Here is a 17,191-nt window from a genome sequence, read left to right as displayed (position 1 = left end):
TGGGCGGGGGATGCGAGCCCGCGGCTCTCCCCCGCCGCCTCTTCCGGCATCACCAGCACGAGGCACCGCCAAGATGATCGCGATCGGAACCAGGGTCGATGAAACCGGCACGTTGATCCGCGACGGCGGCGCCTTCTATCTGCGCCGCGATTCGGGCGGCCGGTTCGAGCTGGAGCTGCACCGCACGCCGGTCGATCTGGTCGAGAAGCGCGTGCGGCTGGTCGGCACGTTGGTCGGGCCGGATCTCGTCAACGCCGATGGCGTGGCGCCGGCGTGAAGACCCCGCCCCCGTCCGACGACTATGCCCGCGGCCGGCGCGACGGATTGCGGCTGGCGCTGGCGATCCTCGCCGTCGAGGAAGCGAAATGGGCGGCGTTGCTGGGCGAGAGCCCGTCGTGGCGGACCAATGCGACGCGCGAGGTGCGCTACAAGACGCTGCAGGTCGCGCAGACCCGCGTGCAGACCGCGCTCAACCGCCTCACGCCGAAGGGCGAGGCGGCGGCGATCGACACGGAACTCGCCGCCGCGCTCGACAAGCTCGGCCTGTAGCTCAGCCCGCCGCGGGCGCGGTGCGGAGCGTGATCCGGGTGATCTCCGGCGGCCGGCCGAGGCGCAAGGCGAAGCCCGGCCACAGGCCGGTGCCGTTGCTGACGTAGAGCGTCATGCCGTCCACCGCATACCGGCCCGACACGAAGCCACCGTTCGCGGGCCTGAACAACCGGTCGAGCCCGACGATCATCCCGCCATGCGTATGGCCGGACAGTTGCAGCGCGACGCCGCGCGCCGCCGCCAGGCGCGCGTTGCGCGGCTGATGGTCGAGCAGGATGACCGGCGCGGCCGGCGGCCGGTGCGCCAAGGCGGCGTCGAGATCGGGGCCGGCCTCGCCATGCGACGGCGCGGAGGCGTCGGTCACCCCGGCGAGCACGAGCCCGTCGCCACCGCGGGTCAGCACGCGATGCGCATTGGGCAGCATGCGAAAGCCGAGCCCGGACAGGTGCCGCATCCAGCCGGCATAATCGAAGAAATATTCGTGGTTGCCGGGAATCGCATAGACGCCGTCGGGCGCGCGCAACCCGGCGAGCGGGGCGACGTCGGCGCGGCGCATGTCCACCGATCCGTCGATGAAGTCGCCGGTGACGACGATCAGGTCGGCGCCCGCTTCATTGGTCCGGTCGACGACCGCCCGCGTCCAGCGCTGCGGGAACAGCCGGCTGATATGCAGGTCGGTGAGCTGCACCAGCCGATAGCCGTCGAACGACGGTGGCAGGTCGCTTACCGCGACGGTGACGTCGCGGACCGGCGGCACCCGGATCGCGCCGGCAACGCCGATCGCGGCGAGCAGCGCCGCGACGCCGGCGATACCGTAGCGCGCCGCGTCGGGTGCCCCCGCCACCTCGCGCCGGACCAGCATCGTGGCGAGCGTGCCGAGATCGAGCACGATCTGGAGCAGCGCGAGCAGCACGAGCGCGCCGAAGGCCCAGTTGAACAGGATGACGATGCCGCGGGGGAATTCGGGGGCGAACACCGATCCCGACGAAAGGCGGCTCCAGAAATGATATTGCGAGGCGGCGAGCAACGTCACCGCGACGCCCCCCTTCGCCCAGAACGGCAGGGACAGCGGCAACAGCCAACGGACGATGACGTACAGGGACGGCGTCGCAAAGATCAGGTGGAAGATCGTCATTCTCCTTGGCGCGCCACGCGGCCGCGTCGCCGTCCCGTCACGCCGCCCGTCGATCAGCTCGGGTGCGCGGCGCTCTCGACGGCGGCCTCGCTCGTGTCGGTCGGCGTCACCGCGACCGAACCGACGTCTGCCTCCGCCTGTTCGGCGAGTTTCATCTGCTCATAGGCGATTTCGAGATCCGCGACACCCGAACCGGTCGGCTGGATCGGCAGATCGCCGAAGCCTTCGGCGGGGCTAGCGTGGTCGGCGGGGTTGGTGGTCTCGGTCATCATTCTCTCCTTGTCAGCGGCGTCAACGCATCGTCGCGGGGACCGGACGCATGACGCCTTCCGTCAGGACAAAAATCACCTCGATCAGGAACTTAGATCAGGATGACGCATTAGGGGCCGGTTCGGGAGAAAGCATCGCCACCTCTGGCCTGCCGGCGTCCGGGCACTGCCGGGAGGCGTCATGACCCATGTGCTGATCATCGAGGATTCCTATCTGTTCGGGCAGTTCGTCTCCGACGCCGCGCTGCTCGCCGGGGCCGACAGCACCGAGATCGCCGAGACGCAGGCGGCGGCGGAAGCGGCGGCGCAGCGCTGCACGCCGGGGATGATCATCGCCGACGTCAAGCTCGCGCACGGCTCGGGGGTGAGTGCGGTCGAGCGGATCGCCGGGGGCCGCCACATCCCGATCCTCTACGTCACCGGCTATCCCGAACGCTGCGGCGAATGTCCGCCGGGATCGACGGTGATCGAAAAGCCGGTGTCGCACGACACGCTGCAACGTTCGATCAGCCGCCTGATCGACGATCAGGCCGCGCTTCTCGCCGCGCACTGACGCGGTCGAGGTGGAGCCGCCACCACGGATGCGGCGACGGCTCCGACAGTCCTGGAGAACTGCACACGAAGGATCGGGAGAACCCTTCCTGCTGCGCACGGGCTCTAATGGTTAACGGCCGCAAGTCGACCGGAAACGGGCTATGTACGATACCGTACAGAGTGCCGGTCGCCCGCGCTCGCCTGCGCGATTGGCAAAGCCGGCGGTAGCGGCTAAGTCGATCGGCGGTGCCGGTTCCCGGTGCCATGATCGCGTCGGTGCCCTTCGCAAGGGGGCGTAAATGGGAATGCGGTGCGGGGCTTCGGCTCCAATGCCGCGGCTGTCCCTGCAACTGTAAGCGGCGAGTGACGGACACATGCCTTCCCCTGTCGGGAAGGCGGCCACTGGCAAGGGTTCGCCCGATCCGGGAAGGCCGTGCCCCGAACCATGACCCGCGAGCCAGGAAACCTGCCGGCGATAAGGTCGCTCTTGCTTTGGTCCAGGGGATGGCCGGGGCACGGTGTTCCGTCTGAGCGACGAAGACCCATGCGGTTGGCCCGCATCGGTGCGTGGCGCGGGCGACATGCGAAGCGCCCGTCCGTCGCTCGCGCATCGGCGATATGTGGCCCCACCGTGCTTTCGTCGTCGCGGCGCTCGCGAAGGAACATCCGTGGCCGATCCCCTGCCCCATGCCGCCTCCCGGCTTACCAAGGTGCCCGTCACCATCGTCACCGGCTTCCTCGGCGCCGGCAAGACGACGCTGATCAGCCATCTGATCCGCAACGCCAATGGCCGCCGGCTCGCGGTGGTGGTCAACGAATTCGGCACTTTGGGCGTCGACGGCGACATCCTGAAGGGCTGCGCGATTCCCGACTGCCCGGCGGAGAATGTCGTCGAACTCGCCAACGGCTGCATCTGCTGCACCGTCGCCGACGATTTCATCCCGACGGTGGAGACGCTGCTCGCACTCGATCCGCGCCCCGACCATATCCTGATCGAAACCTCCGGCCTCGCGCTGCCCAAGCCGCTGCTGAAGGCGTTCGACTGGCCGGCGATCCGCTCGCGCATCACCGTCGACGGCGTCATCGCGCTGGCGGATGCCGAGGCGGTCGCCGCCGGCCGCTTCGCCACCGATGTCGCCGCGCTCGACGCGCAGCGCGCCGCCGATCCGGGGATCGACCACGAGACGCCCCTGGCCGAGGTGTTCGAGGACCAGCTCGCCTGTGCCGACATGGTGCTGCTGACCAAGGCCGATCTCGCCGGGCCGGAGGGCGTCGCCGCCGCCCGCGCGGTGATCGCCGCCGAGGCGCCGCGGCCGGTGCCGGTGGTCGAGCTGGTCGACGGCGTGATCGATCCCGCGGTGATCCTCGGCCTCGACGCCGCCGCCGAGGACGACATCGCCGCCCGCCCGTCGCATCACGATGGCGAGGACGAACATGAGCACGACGATTTCGACAGCCTCGTCCACGAGACCGGCGAGATCGACGACCCAGCGGTGCTCGTCGCAGCGATCGAGCGGCTCGCGCGCGAGTCCGACGTTCTGCGCGTCAAGGGCTATGCGGCGGTGCGCGGCAAGCCGATGCGGCTGCTCGTCCAGGCGGTCGGCGCGCGGGTGCGGACGCAATACGACCGGCCGTGGCGGCCGGACGAGGCGCGCGCCACCCGGCTGGTCGTCATCGCCGAGCACGACCGCATCGATCCCGCGACGATCGGACCCGTGCTGAACGGCTGAGCACCCACGATGCATATCGTCTTCCGCGAGAGCCACGGGCTGGAGGAGACCGCCACGCCGCGCGATCTCGGCCAGCGGCCGGCGGATCTCGTCGTCCTGTCCTTCTCCGACAGCGACCTCGGCGCGTTCGCCGCCGGCTGGCATGCCGCGCGCGGCGGCGGCGTGCCGCTGCCGTCGCTGCGGCTCGCCAACCTCGCCGATCTCGCGCATCCCTTGTCGGTCGATACCTATGTCGAGCGCACGCTGGCGGGCGCGAAGGGGATATTGATCCGGCTGATCGGCGGCCGCTCCTATTGGTCCTACGGCCTGCAACAGGTCGAGGCGCTGGCGCGGACGCAGGGCATCGCGCTGGCGGTGCTCGCCGCCGACGGGCGCGAGGACGCCGCGCTGGCCGCCGCCTCGACCGTGCCGGGCTCGACGCTCGGCCGACTCGCCGCCTTGTGCGACACCGGCGGCGCGGTCGCGGCACAGGCGGCCCTCGCGCAGCTCGCGCTCGCCGCAGGGCTGGCGGCGGGACCGGTGCGCGGGGTGCGCGCGGTTCCGCCGGTCGGCGGCTGGACCCCGGCGGACGGCGTCACCTGCCCCGCGGCGCTCGCGATGCGGCCGGCGGCGCGGCCGCGGGTGCTGCTCACCTTCTACCGCTCCTATCTGCTCGCCGCCGATCTCGATCCGGTCGCGGCGCTCGCCGGGGCGCTGACGGCGCGCGGCTTCGACGTCGTCCCGCTGTTCGCGCCGTCGCTCAAGGATGCGCACGCGCGCGGCTGGATCGCGCGCTGGGTCAGGGCGCTGGCCCCCGTCGCGATCCTCAACGCCACCGCCTTCTCGGCGCGCGACGATGCCGAATCGCCGCTCGACGGCGCCGACGTGCCGGTCTTCCAGGTCGCGCTCGCCACCTCGACGCAGGCCGCCTGGGCGGAGAGCGCGCGCGGCCTGTCGCCCGCCGATCTCGCGATGCACGTCGTCCTGCCCGAGGTCGACGGCCGCATCTTCGCCGGGATCGCCAGTTGCAAGCAGGATGCGGTGCGCGATCCCGATCTCGATTACGCCCGCCGCGCGCATCGCGCCGACCCCGCCCGCATCGCGGCGATCGCCGATCGCGTCGCCGCCTGGGTCTCGCTCGGCCGGACCGCACCGGCGGCGCGGCGGCTGGCGCTGATCCTCTCCACCTATCCCGGCAAGAGCCACCAGGTGGCGCATGCGGTCGGGCTCGACGCGCTCGCCTCGGCGGAGGCGATGCTCGCCGACCTCGCCACGGCCGGGCACGCGGTCGCGGCCGGCGCGCCGCTGGCCGAGGCGTTGACCGCGGAGCGGCTATGCTGGCCGGTCGCCGCCTATCGCGCCGCGCTCGCCGCATTGCCGCCGAGCCTGCGCAACGACCTCGCCGCCGCCTGGGGCGAGCCCGAGCATGATCCCGCGGTCGCCGATGGCGCCTTCCGCTTCGCCGCGACGCTGCGCGGCGCGACGCTGGTCGCGCTCCAGCCCGAACGCGGCACGCCCGCGACCCGCGCCGACGACTATCACGACCTGTCGCGCGTCCCCCGCCACGGCTATGTCGCTTTCTATCTCTGGCTGCGCGCCCGTGGCTGCGATGCGGCGATCCAGGTCGGCGCGCACGGCACGCTCGAATGGCTGCCGGGCAAGGCGGTGGCGCTGTCCGACGCCTGCTGGCCGGAGGCGCTGACCGGGCCGTTGCCGATCCTCTATCCCTTCATCGTCAACGATCCCGGCGAGGCGGCGCAGGCCAAGCGGCGCACCGCCGCGGTGACGCTCGGCCATCTGCCGCCGCCGATGATCGCGGCGGAGGGCGGCGCGGGGCTGGGCCGGCTGGAAACGCTGCTCGACGAATTCTCCAACGCCGACGGGCTCGACCCGGCGCGGCGCGACCGGTTGCAGCGCGACATCGCCGACGAGGCGCAGGCGATCGGCCTTGCCGCCGAACTCGATCTCGCCGGTGCGACCACCGCCGCCGAGGCGATCACCCGCATCGACGCCTTCGTCTGCGACGTGAAGGACAGCCGCTTCGGCGACGGCCTGCACGTCTTCGGCCGCGGCGCGTGCGGCGCGGCGGAGCGCGACGGGCTGCTCGCCGCGCTCGCCGGCCGCCGCGTCGCCGCCGGCCCGGCGGGATCGCCGCACCGCGGCCGTACCGACGTGCTGCCGACCGGGCGCAATCTGTTCGCGGTCGATCCGCGTGCGGTGCCGTCGCGCTCGGCGCATCTGCAGGGCCAGCGGCTCGCCGACGAACTGATCCGCCGCCACCTGCAGGATCACGGCGACTATCCGCGCGGATTGGTGGTCGACCTGTGGGGATCGGCGACGATGCGCACCGCCGGTGAGGAATTCGCAATGGCGCTGCACCTGCTCGGCGCCGCGCCGGTCTGGGACCTGGGCTCGGACCGAGTCACCGGGGTCGACATCCTGCCGCTGGCGATGCTCGACCAACCACGGATCGACGTGACGCTGCGCATTTCCGGCCTGTTCCGCGACACGTTCGCGCCGCTGTGCACGCTGTTCGGGCAGGCGGTGCGGGCGCTGGCGGCGCGCGACGAGCCCGCCGACTGGAACCCCTTCGTCGGCCGTGCCGCCGCGCCGCGCGTCTATGGCCCCGCGCCGGGCCGCTACGGGCTCGGCATCGGCGACGCCGCGGACACCTATACCGACGCGGCGCGTGCCGTGGCGGGCGAGGCGTGGCTGGCGGCATCGTCCTTCGCCTTCGACGGGGCCGAAGACCATGCCGATGCCGCCGGCCTGCGCGCGCGCGTCGCCGCCGCGGACGCCTTCGTCCATCTGCAGGACCTGCCCGAAAGCGACCTGCTGCTTGCCGCCGATTATGCCGCGCACGAAGGCGGGTTCGCCGCCGCGCAGGCGGTCGCGGGCGGCCGCGCGGCGCTGTACCATCTCGACGCGCGCGATCCCGCGCGGCTGCGCGCGCGCACCCTGCGCGAGGAGATCGCGCGCGTCGTCCGCGGCCGGGCGACGCAGCCGGCGTGGATCGACGGCATGATGCGCCACGGCTTCCGCGGCGCTGCCGAGATCGCCGCGACGCTCGACCATCTCGGCGCCTTCGCGCATCTCGCGCGCGTCGTGACGCCCGAGCTGATCGACCTCTATTACGATGCGACGCTCGGCCGCGACGAGGTGCGCGCCTTCCTCGCCGCCGCCAATCCCGCCGCGCTCGCCGCGATGGAAGCGCGCTTCGCCGCGCTGCACCGCTCCGGCCTGTGGCCGACGCGGCGCAACGCGATCCTCGCGGTGCTGGCATGAGCGTCGTGCGCGGCTGGTGCCCGACCGCGTGGCAGCCGATGGCGGCGGGCGACGGGCTGATCCTGCGCGTCCGCCCGCGGCTCGCCCGGCTGACGCCGGCGCAGGCGCGGACGATCGCGTCGGTGGCACGCACGCACGGCAACGGCCTGATCGACCTGACCAACCGCGCCGCGCTCCAGCTGCGCGGGATGCGCGAGGCGGACTGGCCGGTCGCGCTCGCCGCGCTGGTCGCCGCCGGACTGGTCGATCCCGACCCGGTGCGCGAGGCGCGCGCGCTGCTGATCGCGCCCGACTGGCGGGAGGGCGACGACACGCATCGCATCGCCTGCGCGCTGCTCGATCGCCTCGACGCGCTGCCGCCGCTGCCCGGCAAGATCGGCATCGCGATCGATGCGGGGCGCGCGCCGGTGCTGACCGGCAGCCCCGCCGACTTCCGGATCGAACGTGGCGCGACCGGGCTGATCCTGCGCGCCGATGGCCGCGCCGACGGGTACGCGCTGGCGCGGGGCGAGGAAGCGACCGCGCTGATCGCGCTGGCGGAATGGTTCGTCGCGAGCGGCGGCGTCGAAGCGGGTCGGATGGCGCGCCATGTCGCACCATTGCCGGCAAGCCCTGCGGGGGTCGCCGCGCCCGGGGAACGCGAGACGCGCCCGCCACGCCCCGCCTGCGGCACCGCGATCGGCCTGCCCTTCGGCCGGATCGACGCGGCGACGCTCGCCGATCTCGCCGGCCGGCCGGGCGTCACCGGCATCCGCGTGACGCCGTGGCGGACAGTGCTGGTCGAGGGGCTCGATCCCGCCGGCCCCGGCCTTCCCGCCTTCGCGGCCGCGGACCTCGCCGTCGACGCCTGCGTCGGCGCCCCCGCCTGCCCGCAGGCGACCGTCGCGACGCGCGCGCTCGCGCTGCGCCTCGCGCCGCACGTCGCCGGGCGGCTGCACGTCTCGGGATGCGCCAAGGGCTGCGCCCGCGCCGCGCCCGCCGACGTCGTCGCGACCGGCCGCGACGGCCGTTTCGATCTCGCCTTTGACGCGCGTGCCGGCGATCCCGCCACCATCGCCGGCCTGTCGCCCGACGCCCTCATCGCCCTGCTCGAAAGCTCCTCCCGTGTCGCATAGCTACGAAACCGACGGCGCCGCAATCTATCGCCGCTCGTTCGCCATCATCCGTGCCGAGGCCGATCTCGCCCGCTTCCCGGCCGAGGAGGAGCCGGTCGCGGTGCGCATGATCCACGCCGCGGGCCTGGTCGAGCTCGCCGCCGCGATCCGCTTCTCGCCCGGCTTCGCGACGCAGGCGCGCGCCGCGCTCGCCGGCGGCGCACCGATCCTGTGCGACGCGCGCATGGTCAGCGAGGGCATCACCCGCGCCCGCCTGCCCGCCGACAATCCGGTGATCTGCACGCTGCACGATCCGCAGGTGCCGGCGCTCGCCGCGGCGATGGCCAACACCCGCTCCGCCGCCGCGCTGGAATTGTGGCGGCCGCATCTCGCCGGTGCGGTGGTGGCGATCGGCAATGCGCCGACCGCCTTGTTCCACCTGCTCGACATGCTCGCCGACCCCGCCTGCCCGCGCCCGGCGGCGATCGTCGGCTGCCCGGTCGGCTTCGTCGGCGCGTGCGAATCGAAGGACGCGCTCTGGGCCGAGCAGCCGGCGCCGTGCGCGATCGTCGCCGGGCGGCTCGGCGGCAGCGCGATCACCGTCGCCGCGGTCAACGCGCTGGCGAGCCACGCCGAATGACGATCGGCACCGTCCATGGCGTCGGCCTCGGCCCTGGCGCCGCCGACCTGATGAGCGTGCGCGCCGACCGGCTGGTGCGCGGCGCGCGCCACCTCGCCTATTTCCGCAAACAGGGCCGCGCGGGCCGCGCCCGCCGGTTGGTCGACGGCCTGCTACGTACCGACGTCGTCGAATATGCGATGGACTATCCGGTGACCACCGAGATCGCCGTCGCCGACCCCGCGTATAACGACTGCCTCGCCGCCTTCTACGCCGACTGCACCGCGCATCTCGCCACGCTGGCGGAGGCGGGCGAGGACGTGGTGGTCTTGTGCGAGGGCGATCCGTTCTTCTACGGATCGTTCATGCATCTGCATGCGCGGCTCGCCGGCCGCGTGCCGGTGCGGATCGTGCCGGGGATCACCGGCATGTCGGGCGCGTGGACCGCGACCGACCGGCCGATCACCTGGGGCGACGACGTGCTGACCATCGCCACCGCGACCTTGCCCGAGGCGGAGCTGACCCGCCGCATCCACGATACCGACGCTCTGGTGGTGATGAAGATCGGCCGCCACCTCGCCAAGCTGCGCCGTGCGGTCGCCGCCGCCGGGCGCACCGATGCGGCCTGGCTGGTCGAATATGCCGCGATGCCCGAGGAGCGCGTCACCCCGCTCGCCGCGGCGGGGGAGACCGCGCCCTATTTCGCGATCCTGCTGATCCACGGCCAGGGGCGGCGGCCATGAGCGGCAACGGCTGGCTGGCGATCGCGGGACTGGGACCGGGCGATGCGGCGCTGATCACGCCCGAGGTGACCGACGCGCTGACCCGCGCGACCGACGTGATCGGCTATATTCCTTATGTCGCGCGCGTCGCGCCGCGGCCGGGCCTGCGGCTGCACGCCAGCGACAATCGCGTCGAGATCGACCGCGCCGGCCACGCGTTGCGGCTCGCGGCGGAGGGTGCGCGCGTCGTCGTGGTGTCGTCGGGCGATCCCGGCGTGTTCGCGATGGCGGCCGCGGTGTTCGAGGCGCTGGAGGCGGGGCCGCCCGACTGGCGCGACCTCGACATCCGCGTGCTGCCCGGCATCACGGCGATGCTCGCCGCCAGCGCCCGCGCCGGCGCGCCGCTCGGCCATGATTTCTGCGCGATCAACCTGTCCGACAATCTGAAGCCCTGGCCGCTGATCGCGCGCCGCATCGCGCTCGCCGCCGAGGCGGATTTCGCCATCGCCTTCTACAATCCGCGCTCGCGCGCGCGGCCCGATACGCTCGATGCCGCCTTCGCGATCCTGCGCGCGGCATGCGGCGACGATCGGCCGGTGCTCTTCGCCCGCGCCGTCACCACCGCGGAGGAAGCGCTGCGCATCGTGCCGCTGCCCGCGGCGCGGGGTGCGATGGCCGACATGCGCACGATGGTGATCGTCGGATCGAGCCGCACCCGGCTGATCGCGCGCGACGGCGCGCCGATCCTCTATACGCCGCGCTCGGCATGACCCAGCCACGTCAACACCGCGGCGACGTCGTGCACCTCGGCGCGCGCGGGCAGCATCGGCCGGTCGATCAGCAGCACCGGCAAGGCGAGATCGCGCGCCGCCGCCAGCTTCGCCGCCGCGCCGGCGCCGCCGGCATTCTTCGCGACGACCAGGTCGATCCCGTGCCGCGCGATCAGCGCGCGGTCGCCGGCAGGGGTGAACGGACCGCGATCGACGACCAGATCGTGCTGCGGCAACGCCGGAGGACGATCCGGCCGGTCGACGAAGCGGAGCAGATAATGATGCTGCGGCTGCGCGGCGAAGGCATCGACGTGCATCCGGCCGAGCGCGAGCATCACCCGCCGCGCCGGCCCGTCGAGCGCCGCCACCGCACCGGCGATGTCGGGTACGTGCGTCCAGCGGTCACCGGCCTGCGCCACCCAGGCCGGGCGGGTCAGCGCGAGCAGCGGCACGCCCGCGGCGGCGGCGGCGGCGACGGCATGGCCGCTCATCTGCGCGGCGAAGGGGTGGGTCGCATCGACCAGATGCGTGACGCGCTCCCGGCGAAGATGCTCGGTCAGCCCGGCCACCCCGCCGAAGCCGCCGATCCGCACCGGCACCGGCTGCGCCGCGGGGGCCTTTGTACGCCCGGCATAGCTCAGCGTCGCCGCCACCCCGTGCGCCGCGCAGGCGGCGGCGAGCGCGCTAGCCTCGCTCGTCCCGCCGAGGATCAGGAGATGGGGCATGGCTGAAGGCAATCCGTGGCTGACGATCGTCGGGATCGGCGAGGATGGACCGGCGGCCCTGTCGACGGCAAGCCGCGTCGCGCTCGACGCCGCGCAATGGGTCACCGGCGCGCGCCGTCATCTCGCGTTGCTGCCGCCGCTCGCCTGCCCGGCCGAACCGTGGCCGGTGCCGTTTGAGGCGGGCATCGCGCCGTTGCTCGCGCGGCGCGGGCAGCGGGTGGTGATGCTGGCGTCGGGCGATCCGTTCTGGTTCGGCGCGGGCGGTACGCTCGCCCGCCATCTCGCGCCCGGCGAGTGGGTCGCTCATCCCGCCCCCTCGACCTTCGCGCTCGCCGCCGCGCGGCTCGGCTGGCGGCTGGAGGAGACCGCCTGCCTCGGCCTCCACGCCGCGCCGCCGACGCGGCTGCGCGCGCATCTGGCGCCGCGCGCCCGCGCGATCGTGCTGGTCCGCGATGGCGACGCGGCGCTGGCCACCGCGCGCTATCTGACCGAACGGGGCTTCGGCGCGTCGCGGATCGCCGTCCTCGAAGCGCTCGGCGGTCCGCGCGAACGCATCCGCCACGCGGCCGCGGTGGATCTGGCGCTGGACGACATCGCGCATCCCGTCGCTTTGGGCATCGCCTTCGCCGGCGACGGCGCGATCCTGCCGCGCACCGCCGGCATCGCCGACGACTGGTTCGCGCATGACGGCCAGATCACCAAACGCCCCGCGCGTGCGCTGACGCTCTCCGCGCTGGCGCCGCGTCCCGGCGAGACCTTGTGGGACATCGGCACCGGATCGGGATCGATCGCGATCGAATGGCTGCTCGCTTCCCCCTCGACGCAGGCGATCGGCTTCGAGCGCGATCCCGCCCGCGCCGCCCGCGCGCGCATCAATGCCGCCGCGCTCGGTGTCGACCGGCTCGCCGTCGTCGAGGGCGACGCCCCCGCCGTGCTCGCCGACCGGCCGCCGCCGGACGCGGTGTTCGTCGGCGGCGGGCTCGGCGAGGCGCTGCTCGCCCGACTGTCCGCCGACCTGCCCGCCGGCACGCGGCTGGTCGCCAATGCGGTGACGCTCGAATCCGAAGCCTTGCTCGCCGGCTGGCACGCGCGGCGCGGCGGGCATCTGCTGCGCATCGAACTCGCCGAAGCGGTGCCGCTCGGCAGCCGCCGCAGCTGGCGGGCGAGCTATCCGTTGGTCCAGTGGAGCGTGACCTTGTGATCGTCGCCGGCTTCGGCTGTCGCGCCGGCGCCACCGCCGGATCGCTCCGCGCCGCGCTCGTCGTCGCGAGCGAGGGCCATATCGCGACGATGCTCGCCATCCCCGCCGACCGGCTCGGCATCGCCCGGCCGCTGGCCGACGCGCTCGATCTGCCGCTGGTCGGCATCGCCGCCGACACGCTCGCCGCCATCGCCACGCCGACCCGCTCGCCCGCCAGCCTCGCCGCACGCGGCACCGGCAGCGTCGCCGAGGCCGCGGCGCTCGCCGCCGCGGGTCCCGGCGCGCGCCTGCTCACATCGCGCCGCATCTCGCCAGACCGTATGGCGACCTGCGCGCTCGCCATCCCACAGGAACTCCCCGCATGACCGTCCATTTCATCGGCGCCGGCCCCGGCGCACCCGATCTGCTGACGCTGCGCGGCCGCGACCGCATCGCCGCCTCGCCGGTCTGCCTCTACGCCGGATCGCTGGTCCCCGCCGCGCTGCTCGACCATTGCCCGCCCGGCGCGCGGATCGTGAACACCGCGTCGCTGTCGCTCGACGAGATCCTCGCCGAGATCGTCGCGGCGCATGCGGCGGGGCAGGATGTCGCCCGCCTCCATTCGGGCGACCTGTCGATCTGGTCGGCGATGGGCGAGCAGCTGCGCCGGCTGCGCGCGCTGGGCATCCCGGTGACCATCACCCCCGGCGTGCCCGCCTTCGCCGCCGCCGCCGCCGCGCTGGAGGCCGAACTGACGCTGCCCGGCCTCGCCCAGTCGGTCGTGCTGACCCGCACCTCCGGCCGCGCCAGCGCGATGCCGGCGGCGGAGACGCTCGCCGCCTTCGCCGCGACCGGTGCGACGCTCGCCATCCACCTGTCGATCCACCGGCTCGCCGAGGTCGCCGCCGAACTGGCGAACCATTATGGCGCGGACTGCCCGGTGGCGATCGTCTGGCGGGCGAGCTGGCCCGACGAGCGCATCGTCCGCGGTACGCTCGCGACGATCGTCGCGATGGCGGCGGGCGGCCCCGAACGCACCGCGCTGATCCTCGTCGGCCGCGTCCTCGACGCCGAGGGGTTCGGCGAAAGCAGCCTCTATGCGCCCGGTTACGATCGCCGCTTCCGCCCGCAATGGGCGGAGTCGCGCTTCGCCGGAGGCGATGCGGCATGACGCCCCGCCCCATTCCGGGCCTGATGATCGCCGCGCCCGCCTCGGGCGCCGGCAAGACGACGGTGATGCTCGGCCTGCTCCGCGCCTTCACCGACGCCGGGCTGACCGTGCAGCCGTTCAAGAGCGGTCCCGACTACATCGATCCCGCCTTCCACCGCGCCGCGAGCGGGCGCCCGTCGTTCAACCTCGACAGTTGGGCGATGCCGGCGGCGATGCTCGACGGACTCGCCGACCGCGCCGGCAATGCCGATCTGGTGCTCGCCGAGGGGTCGATGGGGCTGTTCGATGGCGTCGCCCGCCCCGGCGCGACCGGCAATGGCGCCAGCGCCGACATCGCCGCACGGATGGGCTGGCCGGTGGTGCTGGTGCTCGACATATCCGGCCAGGCGCAATCCGCCGCCGCCACCGCGGCGGGCTTCGCGCGCTTCGATCCCGCGGTGCGGATCGCCGGGGTGATCCTCAACCGCGTCGCCAGCCCGCGCCACGAACGGCTTGCCCGGGTGGGGATGGAGGCGATCGGCATCCGCGTCTTCGGCAGCCTGCCGCGCCGTGCCGACCTCCAATTGCCCGAACGCCACCTCGGCCTCGTCCAGGCCGGCGAACATCCCGATCTCGACGCACGCGTCGCCGCTTATGCCGCGTTCCTCGCGGAGCACGTCGACCTCGACGGGCTGCGCGCCGCCGCCGACGCCGGCACGCGCAGCCCGGCCCCGCCGCCGCCGCTGGTGCCGCCCGCGCAGCGCATCGCGCTCGCCCGCGACGCGGCCTTCTCCTTCACCTATCCGCATCTGCTCGACGGCTGGCGCGCCGCCGGTGCCGAGATCCTGCCCTTCTCGCCGCTCGCCGACGAGGCGCCCGACGCCGCCGCCGATCTGGTCTGGCTGCCCGGCGGCTATCCCGAGCTGCACGCCGGCCGCCTCGCCGCGGCGGAGCGGTTCCGCGCCGCGCTCCACGCGCACGCCGCAACGCGGCCGGTCCACGGCGAGTGCGGCGGCTATATGGCGCTCGGCGAGGGGCTGATCGATGCCGCCGGCGTGCGCCACCGCATGGCCGGGCTGCTCGGCCTCGTCACCAGCTACGAACGGCGGCGGATGCACCTCGGCTATCGCCGCGCCGCGCTGCACGCGCCGCTCGCCGCGCTGCCCGCGGGGACGACGCTCGCCGGCCACGAATTCCATTATTCGACGATCCTCGACCAGCCCGACGCCGCATTGGCGCGGGTCACCGATGCGGAGGGGACCGAGCTCGCCGACACCGGTTCGTACCGGGGCCGCGTGTCGGGCACGTTCTTCCACCTGATCGCGGTGGTGGGATGACCGGCTTCGTCTCCTTCGTCGGCTCGGGGCCGGGCGACCCCGAGTTGCTGACGCTGAAAGCGGTCGACCGGCTGCGCACCGCGGACATCGTGCTGTTCGACGATCTGTCGGCCGGGCCGGTGCTGCGCCACGTCCGCGCCGACGCCGATCTCGTCGCGGTCGGCAAGCGCGCCGGCCGTCCCTCGCCGAGCCAGCGCCACGTCTCGGCGCTGCTCGTCGCGCATGCGGCGACCGGCGCGCGCGTCGTCCGCCTCAAATCGGGCGACCCCGGCATCTTCGGCCGGCTCGAGGAGGAGATCGTCGCCTTGCGCGAGGCGGGGATCGGGTTCGAGATCGTCCCCGGCATCAGCGCGGCGAGCGCCGCGGCGGCGGCGGCGGCGATCCCGCTCACCCGGCGGCTGTCGGCGCGGCGCGTCCAGTTCGTCACCGGCCACGACGTCACCGGCACGCTGCCGCAAACACGCAACATGGCGGCCCTCGCCGACCCCGAAGCAACCACCGTAATCTACATGCCCAAACGCACCTTCCCAGCACTAGCCGAAGACCTCGCTGCGCACGGCCTGCCTCCCCATACGCCCGCGCTGTTCGCCGAGAACGTCGGCCACCCCGACCAGCGGCTGACCCGCACCACCATCGCCGCGCTCGCCGACCGCCTACGTGACACCGTGTCGGAAGCACCGGCATTGATCCTCTACGGCCCGTTGATGGAGGAGGCATGATCCACCTCGACCTCATCGGTATCGGCACCGGCGATCCCGATCATCTCACCCGCGCCGCCGAACGCGCGATGCGCGCCGCCGACCTGATCCTGTTGCCGCGCAAGCGCGCCGACACCGCCGACCTCCTCGACCTGCGCCGCGCGCTCTGCGCCGAGGTGGTGACCGGCGCGACCCGCGTCGTGGCCTTCGACTTGCCCGAGCGCGCCGCGGACGGCCCCTATCTGGGTGCGGTGCGCGACTGGCACGACGCCATCGCCGCCGCCTGGGCCGACGCGATCGCGACCAACCTGCCAGCCGGCGGCCGGCTCGCCATGCTCGTCTGGGGCGACCCCTCGCTCTACGACAGCAGCCTGCGGATCGCCGCGCGCCTGCGCCGCGGCGGCATGGCGCTGACGGTCACCGTGGTGCCCGGCATCACCAGCCTGCAGGCGCTGACCGCCGCGCATGCCATCCCGCTCAACACGCTCGCCGCGCCGGTGCTCGTCACCACCGGCCGCCGGCTGCGCGCCGCGGGCTGGCCGGCAGGTATCGATACGCTGGCGGTAATGCTGGACGGCGATTGCGCGTTCACGACGCTCGATCCCGCGGGCGTCACAATCTGGTGGGGCGCCTATCTCGGCATGCCGCAACAGGCGCTCGCCGCCGGCCCGCTCGCCGACACCGGCGCGGCGATCGTCGCGCGGCGCGCGGCGCTGCGCGTCGAACACGGCTGGATCATGGACACCTATCTGCTCCGCCGGACGGCCGCGTGAGCGCACCCGAGTTCGACGCGGCGTTCCGCGACCGGCTCGACCTGCTGCTCCACTGGCGCCGCGACGTCCGCCATTTCCGCCGCGATCCCGTCGCGGCGGAGGCGATGCAGGCGCTGTTCGCCGCCGCGGCGCTGGCGCCCTCGGTCGGCAACGCCCAGCCCTGGCGCTTTGTGCGGCTGCGCTCGCCCGGGCTGCGCGAGACGCTAGCCGCGCATGTCGATGCCGCCAGTGCGGCGGCGGCCGACCGGCTGCCCGACGCCGCAAGCCGCGCGCAGTACGCCCGGCTCAAGCTGCACGGCCTGCGCGAGGCGCCCGAATTGCTCGCGGTGTTCAGCGACGAGGCGCCCGCCGCCGGCCACGGCCTCGGCCGCGCGACGATGCCGGAAATGCTGCGCTATTCCACCGTCATGGCGATCCACGCGATGTGGCTCGCCGCCCGCGCGCGCGGTATCGGCCTCGGCTGGGTATCGATCCTCGATCCCGCGTATGTCACCGCCTTGCTCGACGTGCCGGCAGAATGGACGCTGATCGCGCTGCTCTGCATCGGCTATCCCGAGGCGCCCGCCGCCGCCCCCGAACTGGAGCGCCGCGGCTGGCAGGTGCGCGAACCGCTCGCCGACCGCGTCATCGACCGCTGACCCG

Annotated in this window: 19 protein-coding genes and 1 riboswitch; of the genes, 16 read left to right on the top strand and 3 right to left on the bottom strand. The window is 73.6% G+C overall.

All coding sequences use genetic code 11. The features are described from left to right. The first annotated feature begins 73 nt into the window (after window positions 1–73). The gene (locus ACLBWH_RS11975; protein ID WP_322849925.1) at window positions 74–277 is read left to right on the top strand and encodes a DUF5818 domain-containing protein; all 204 of its coding nucleotides are present in this window, start codon (window positions 74–76) and stop codon (window positions 275–277) included. Then, on the top strand, window positions 274–549 hold the full coding sequence (locus ACLBWH_RS11970) for a hypothetical protein (RefSeq protein ID WP_447799073.1): 276 nt from the start codon (window positions 274–276) through the stop codon (window positions 547–549). The genes ACLBWH_RS11975 and ACLBWH_RS11970 overlap by 4 nt, the downstream gene beginning before the upstream one ends. A gap of 1 nt (window position 550) precedes the next feature. Here the strand turns inward: ACLBWH_RS11970 and ACLBWH_RS11965 are convergent, their stop codons facing one another. Next, the gene (locus ACLBWH_RS11965; protein ID WP_447799072.1) at window positions 551–1,684 is read right to left on the bottom strand and encodes a metallophosphoesterase; all 1,134 of its coding nucleotides are present in this window, start codon (window positions 1,682–1,684) and stop codon (window positions 551–553) included. A 53-nt stretch (window positions 1,685–1,737) separates the two neighbouring features. Beyond that, a complete protein-coding gene (locus ACLBWH_RS11960) occupies window positions 1,738–1,953 on the bottom strand; it encodes a hypothetical protein (protein ID WP_322849927.1) in 216 nt (71 codons plus the stop codon). Between the two features lie 181 nt (window positions 1,954–2,134). On the opposite strand from ACLBWH_RS11960, the gene ACLBWH_RS11955 reads away from it, so the two are divergent. The 7 genes from ACLBWH_RS11955 (at window position 2,135) to cobJ (ending at window position 10,686) form a co-directional block, all read left to right on the top strand. Then, a complete protein-coding gene (locus ACLBWH_RS11955) occupies window positions 2,135–2,506 on the top strand; it encodes a hypothetical protein (RefSeq protein WP_447799070.1) in 372 nt (123 codons plus the stop codon). Window positions 2,507–2,744: 238 nt separating this feature from the next. Further along, window positions 2,745–2,975: riboswitch (cobalamin riboswitch) on the top strand. Window positions 2,976–3,155: 180 nt separating this feature from the next. Next, window positions 3,156–4,217, top strand: a complete 1,062-nt coding sequence (gene cobW / locus ACLBWH_RS11950) for a cobalamin biosynthesis protein CobW (RefSeq protein WP_447799068.1) — start codon at window positions 3,156–3,158, stop codon at window positions 4,215–4,217. 9 nt (window positions 4,218–4,226) lie between these two features. Beyond that, the gene (gene cobN / locus ACLBWH_RS11945) at window positions 4,227–7,481 is read left to right on the top strand and encodes a cobaltochelatase subunit CobN (protein ID WP_447799067.1); all 3,255 of its coding nucleotides are present in this window, start codon (window positions 4,227–4,229) and stop codon (window positions 7,479–7,481) included. Continuing rightward, window positions 7,478–8,596 (top strand): cobalamin biosynthesis protein CobG, encoded by a 1,119-nt coding sequence (locus ACLBWH_RS11940; protein WP_447799065.1) that lies wholly within the window; start codon window positions 7,478–7,480, stop codon window positions 8,594–8,596. The genes cobN and ACLBWH_RS11940 overlap by 4 nt, the downstream gene beginning before the upstream one ends. Continuing rightward, window positions 8,586–9,215, top strand: coding sequence for a precorrin-8X methylmutase (locus tag ACLBWH_RS11935; protein WP_447799063.1), 630 nt, complete (start codon window positions 8,586–8,588; stop codon window positions 9,213–9,215). The genes ACLBWH_RS11940 and ACLBWH_RS11935 overlap by 11 nt, the downstream gene beginning before the upstream one ends. Further along, entirely contained in the window at window positions 9,212–9,937 is a 726-nt protein-coding gene (cobI, locus tag ACLBWH_RS11930; RefSeq protein WP_447799061.1) for a precorrin-2 C(20)-methyltransferase, read from the top strand. The genes ACLBWH_RS11935 and cobI overlap by 4 nt, the downstream gene beginning before the upstream one ends. Next, on the top strand, window positions 9,934–10,686 hold the full coding sequence (gene cobJ / locus ACLBWH_RS11925; protein ID WP_447799059.1) for a precorrin-3B C(17)-methyltransferase: 753 nt from the start codon (window positions 9,934–9,936) through the stop codon (window positions 10,684–10,686). The genes cobI and cobJ overlap by 4 nt, the downstream gene beginning before the upstream one ends. On the opposite strand, the gene ACLBWH_RS11920 is transcribed toward cobJ, so the two are convergent. After that, the gene (locus ACLBWH_RS11920; RefSeq protein WP_447799057.1) at window positions 10,665–11,411 is read right to left on the bottom strand and encodes a cobalt-precorrin-6A reductase; all 747 of its coding nucleotides are present in this window, start codon (window positions 11,409–11,411) and stop codon (window positions 10,665–10,667) included. The genes cobJ and ACLBWH_RS11920 overlap by 22 nt on opposite strands. On the opposite strand from ACLBWH_RS11920, the gene cbiE reads away from it, so the two are divergent. Genes cbiE through bluB form a run of 7 tightly spaced genes read left to right on the top strand, consistent with a single transcriptional unit; the run spans window position 11,410 to window position 17,187 of the window. Continuing rightward, window positions 11,410–12,612, top strand: coding sequence for a precorrin-6y C5,15-methyltransferase (decarboxylating) subunit CbiE (gene cbiE, locus ACLBWH_RS11915; protein WP_447799056.1), 1,203 nt, complete (start codon window positions 11,410–11,412; stop codon window positions 12,610–12,612). The genes ACLBWH_RS11920 and cbiE overlap by 2 nt on opposite strands. Beyond that, window positions 12,609–12,977, top strand: a complete 369-nt coding sequence (locus tag ACLBWH_RS11910; protein ID WP_322850047.1) for a cobalamin biosynthesis protein — start codon at window positions 12,609–12,611, stop codon at window positions 12,975–12,977. Before cbiE ends, ACLBWH_RS11910 begins: the two co-directional genes overlap by 4 nt. Then, a complete protein-coding gene (gene cobM, locus ACLBWH_RS11905) occupies window positions 12,974–13,762 on the top strand; it encodes a precorrin-4 C(11)-methyltransferase (protein WP_447799054.1) in 789 nt (262 codons plus the stop codon). The genes ACLBWH_RS11910 and cobM overlap by 4 nt, the downstream gene beginning before the upstream one ends. Continuing rightward, entirely contained in the window at window positions 13,759–15,078 is a 1,320-nt protein-coding gene (locus ACLBWH_RS11900; protein ID WP_447799052.1) for a cobyrinate a,c-diamide synthase, read from the top strand. The genes cobM and ACLBWH_RS11900 overlap by 4 nt, the downstream gene beginning before the upstream one ends. Further along, complete coding sequence (gene cobA, locus ACLBWH_RS11895) at window positions 15,075–15,797, top strand: uroporphyrinogen-III C-methyltransferase (protein WP_447799050.1); 723 nt, start codon at window positions 15,075–15,077, stop codon at window positions 15,795–15,797. Before ACLBWH_RS11900 ends, cobA begins: the two co-directional genes overlap by 4 nt. Further along, window positions 15,794–16,549: a precorrin-6A synthase (deacetylating) gene (gene cobF / locus ACLBWH_RS11890; RefSeq protein ID WP_322849940.1), complete on the top strand. Its 756-nt coding sequence runs from the start codon at window positions 15,794–15,796 to the stop codon at window positions 16,547–16,549. Before cobA ends, cobF begins: the two co-directional genes overlap by 4 nt. After that, complete coding sequence (bluB, locus tag ACLBWH_RS11885; protein ID WP_447799048.1) at window positions 16,546–17,187, top strand: 5,6-dimethylbenzimidazole synthase; 642 nt, start codon at window positions 16,546–16,548, stop codon at window positions 17,185–17,187. Before cobF ends, bluB begins: the two co-directional genes overlap by 4 nt. Window positions 17,188–17,191: the final 4 nt, after the last annotated feature.

Source organism: Sphingomonas sp. M6A6_1c (assembly GCF_053345135.1).
Note: the sequence above shows the minus strand (reverse complement) of the source record. Positions and strands in the feature narration are given on the sequence as shown.

Coding starts and splice junctions, on each gene's coding strand:
- ACLBWH_RS11975 (WP_322849925.1), top strand. CDS start 74: ATGATCGCGATCGGAACCAGGGTCGATGAAACCGGCACGTTGATCCGC.
- ACLBWH_RS11965 (WP_447799072.1), bottom strand. CDS start 1,684: ATGACGATCTTCCACCTGATCTTTGCGACGCCGTCCCTGTACGTCATC.
- ACLBWH_RS11960 (WP_322849927.1), bottom strand. CDS start 1,953: ATGACCGAGACCACCAACCCCGCCGACCACGCTAGCCCCGCCGAAGGC.
- ACLBWH_RS11955 (WP_447799070.1), top strand. CDS start 2,135: ATGACCCATGTGCTGATCATCGAGGATTCCTATCTGTTCGGGCAGTTC.
- cobN (WP_447799067.1), top strand. CDS start 4,227: ATGCATATCGTCTTCCGCGAGAGCCACGGGCTGGAGGAGACCGCCACG.
- ACLBWH_RS11940 (WP_447799065.1), top strand. CDS start 7,478: ATGAGCGTCGTGCGCGGCTGGTGCCCGACCGCGTGGCAGCCGATGGCG.
- cobI (WP_447799061.1), top strand. CDS start 9,212: ATGACGATCGGCACCGTCCATGGCGTCGGCCTCGGCCCTGGCGCCGCC.
- cobJ (WP_447799059.1), top strand. CDS start 9,934: ATGAGCGGCAACGGCTGGCTGGCGATCGCGGGACTGGGACCGGGCGAT.
- cbiE (WP_447799056.1), top strand. CDS start 11,410: ATGGCTGAAGGCAATCCGTGGCTGACGATCGTCGGGATCGGCGAGGAT.
- ACLBWH_RS11920 (WP_447799057.1), bottom strand. CDS start 11,411: ATGCCCCATCTCCTGATCCTCGGCGGGACGAGCGAGGCTAGCGCGCTC.
- cobM (WP_447799054.1), top strand. CDS start 12,974: ATGACCGTCCATTTCATCGGCGCCGGCCCCGGCGCACCCGATCTGCTG.
- ACLBWH_RS11900 (WP_447799052.1), top strand. CDS start 13,759: ATGACGCCCCGCCCCATTCCGGGCCTGATGATCGCCGCGCCCGCCTCG.
- cobA (WP_447799050.1), top strand. CDS start 15,075: ATGACCGGCTTCGTCTCCTTCGTCGGCTCGGGGCCGGGCGACCCCGAG.
- cobF (WP_322849940.1), top strand. CDS start 15,794: ATGATCCACCTCGACCTCATCGGTATCGGCACCGGCGATCCCGATCAT.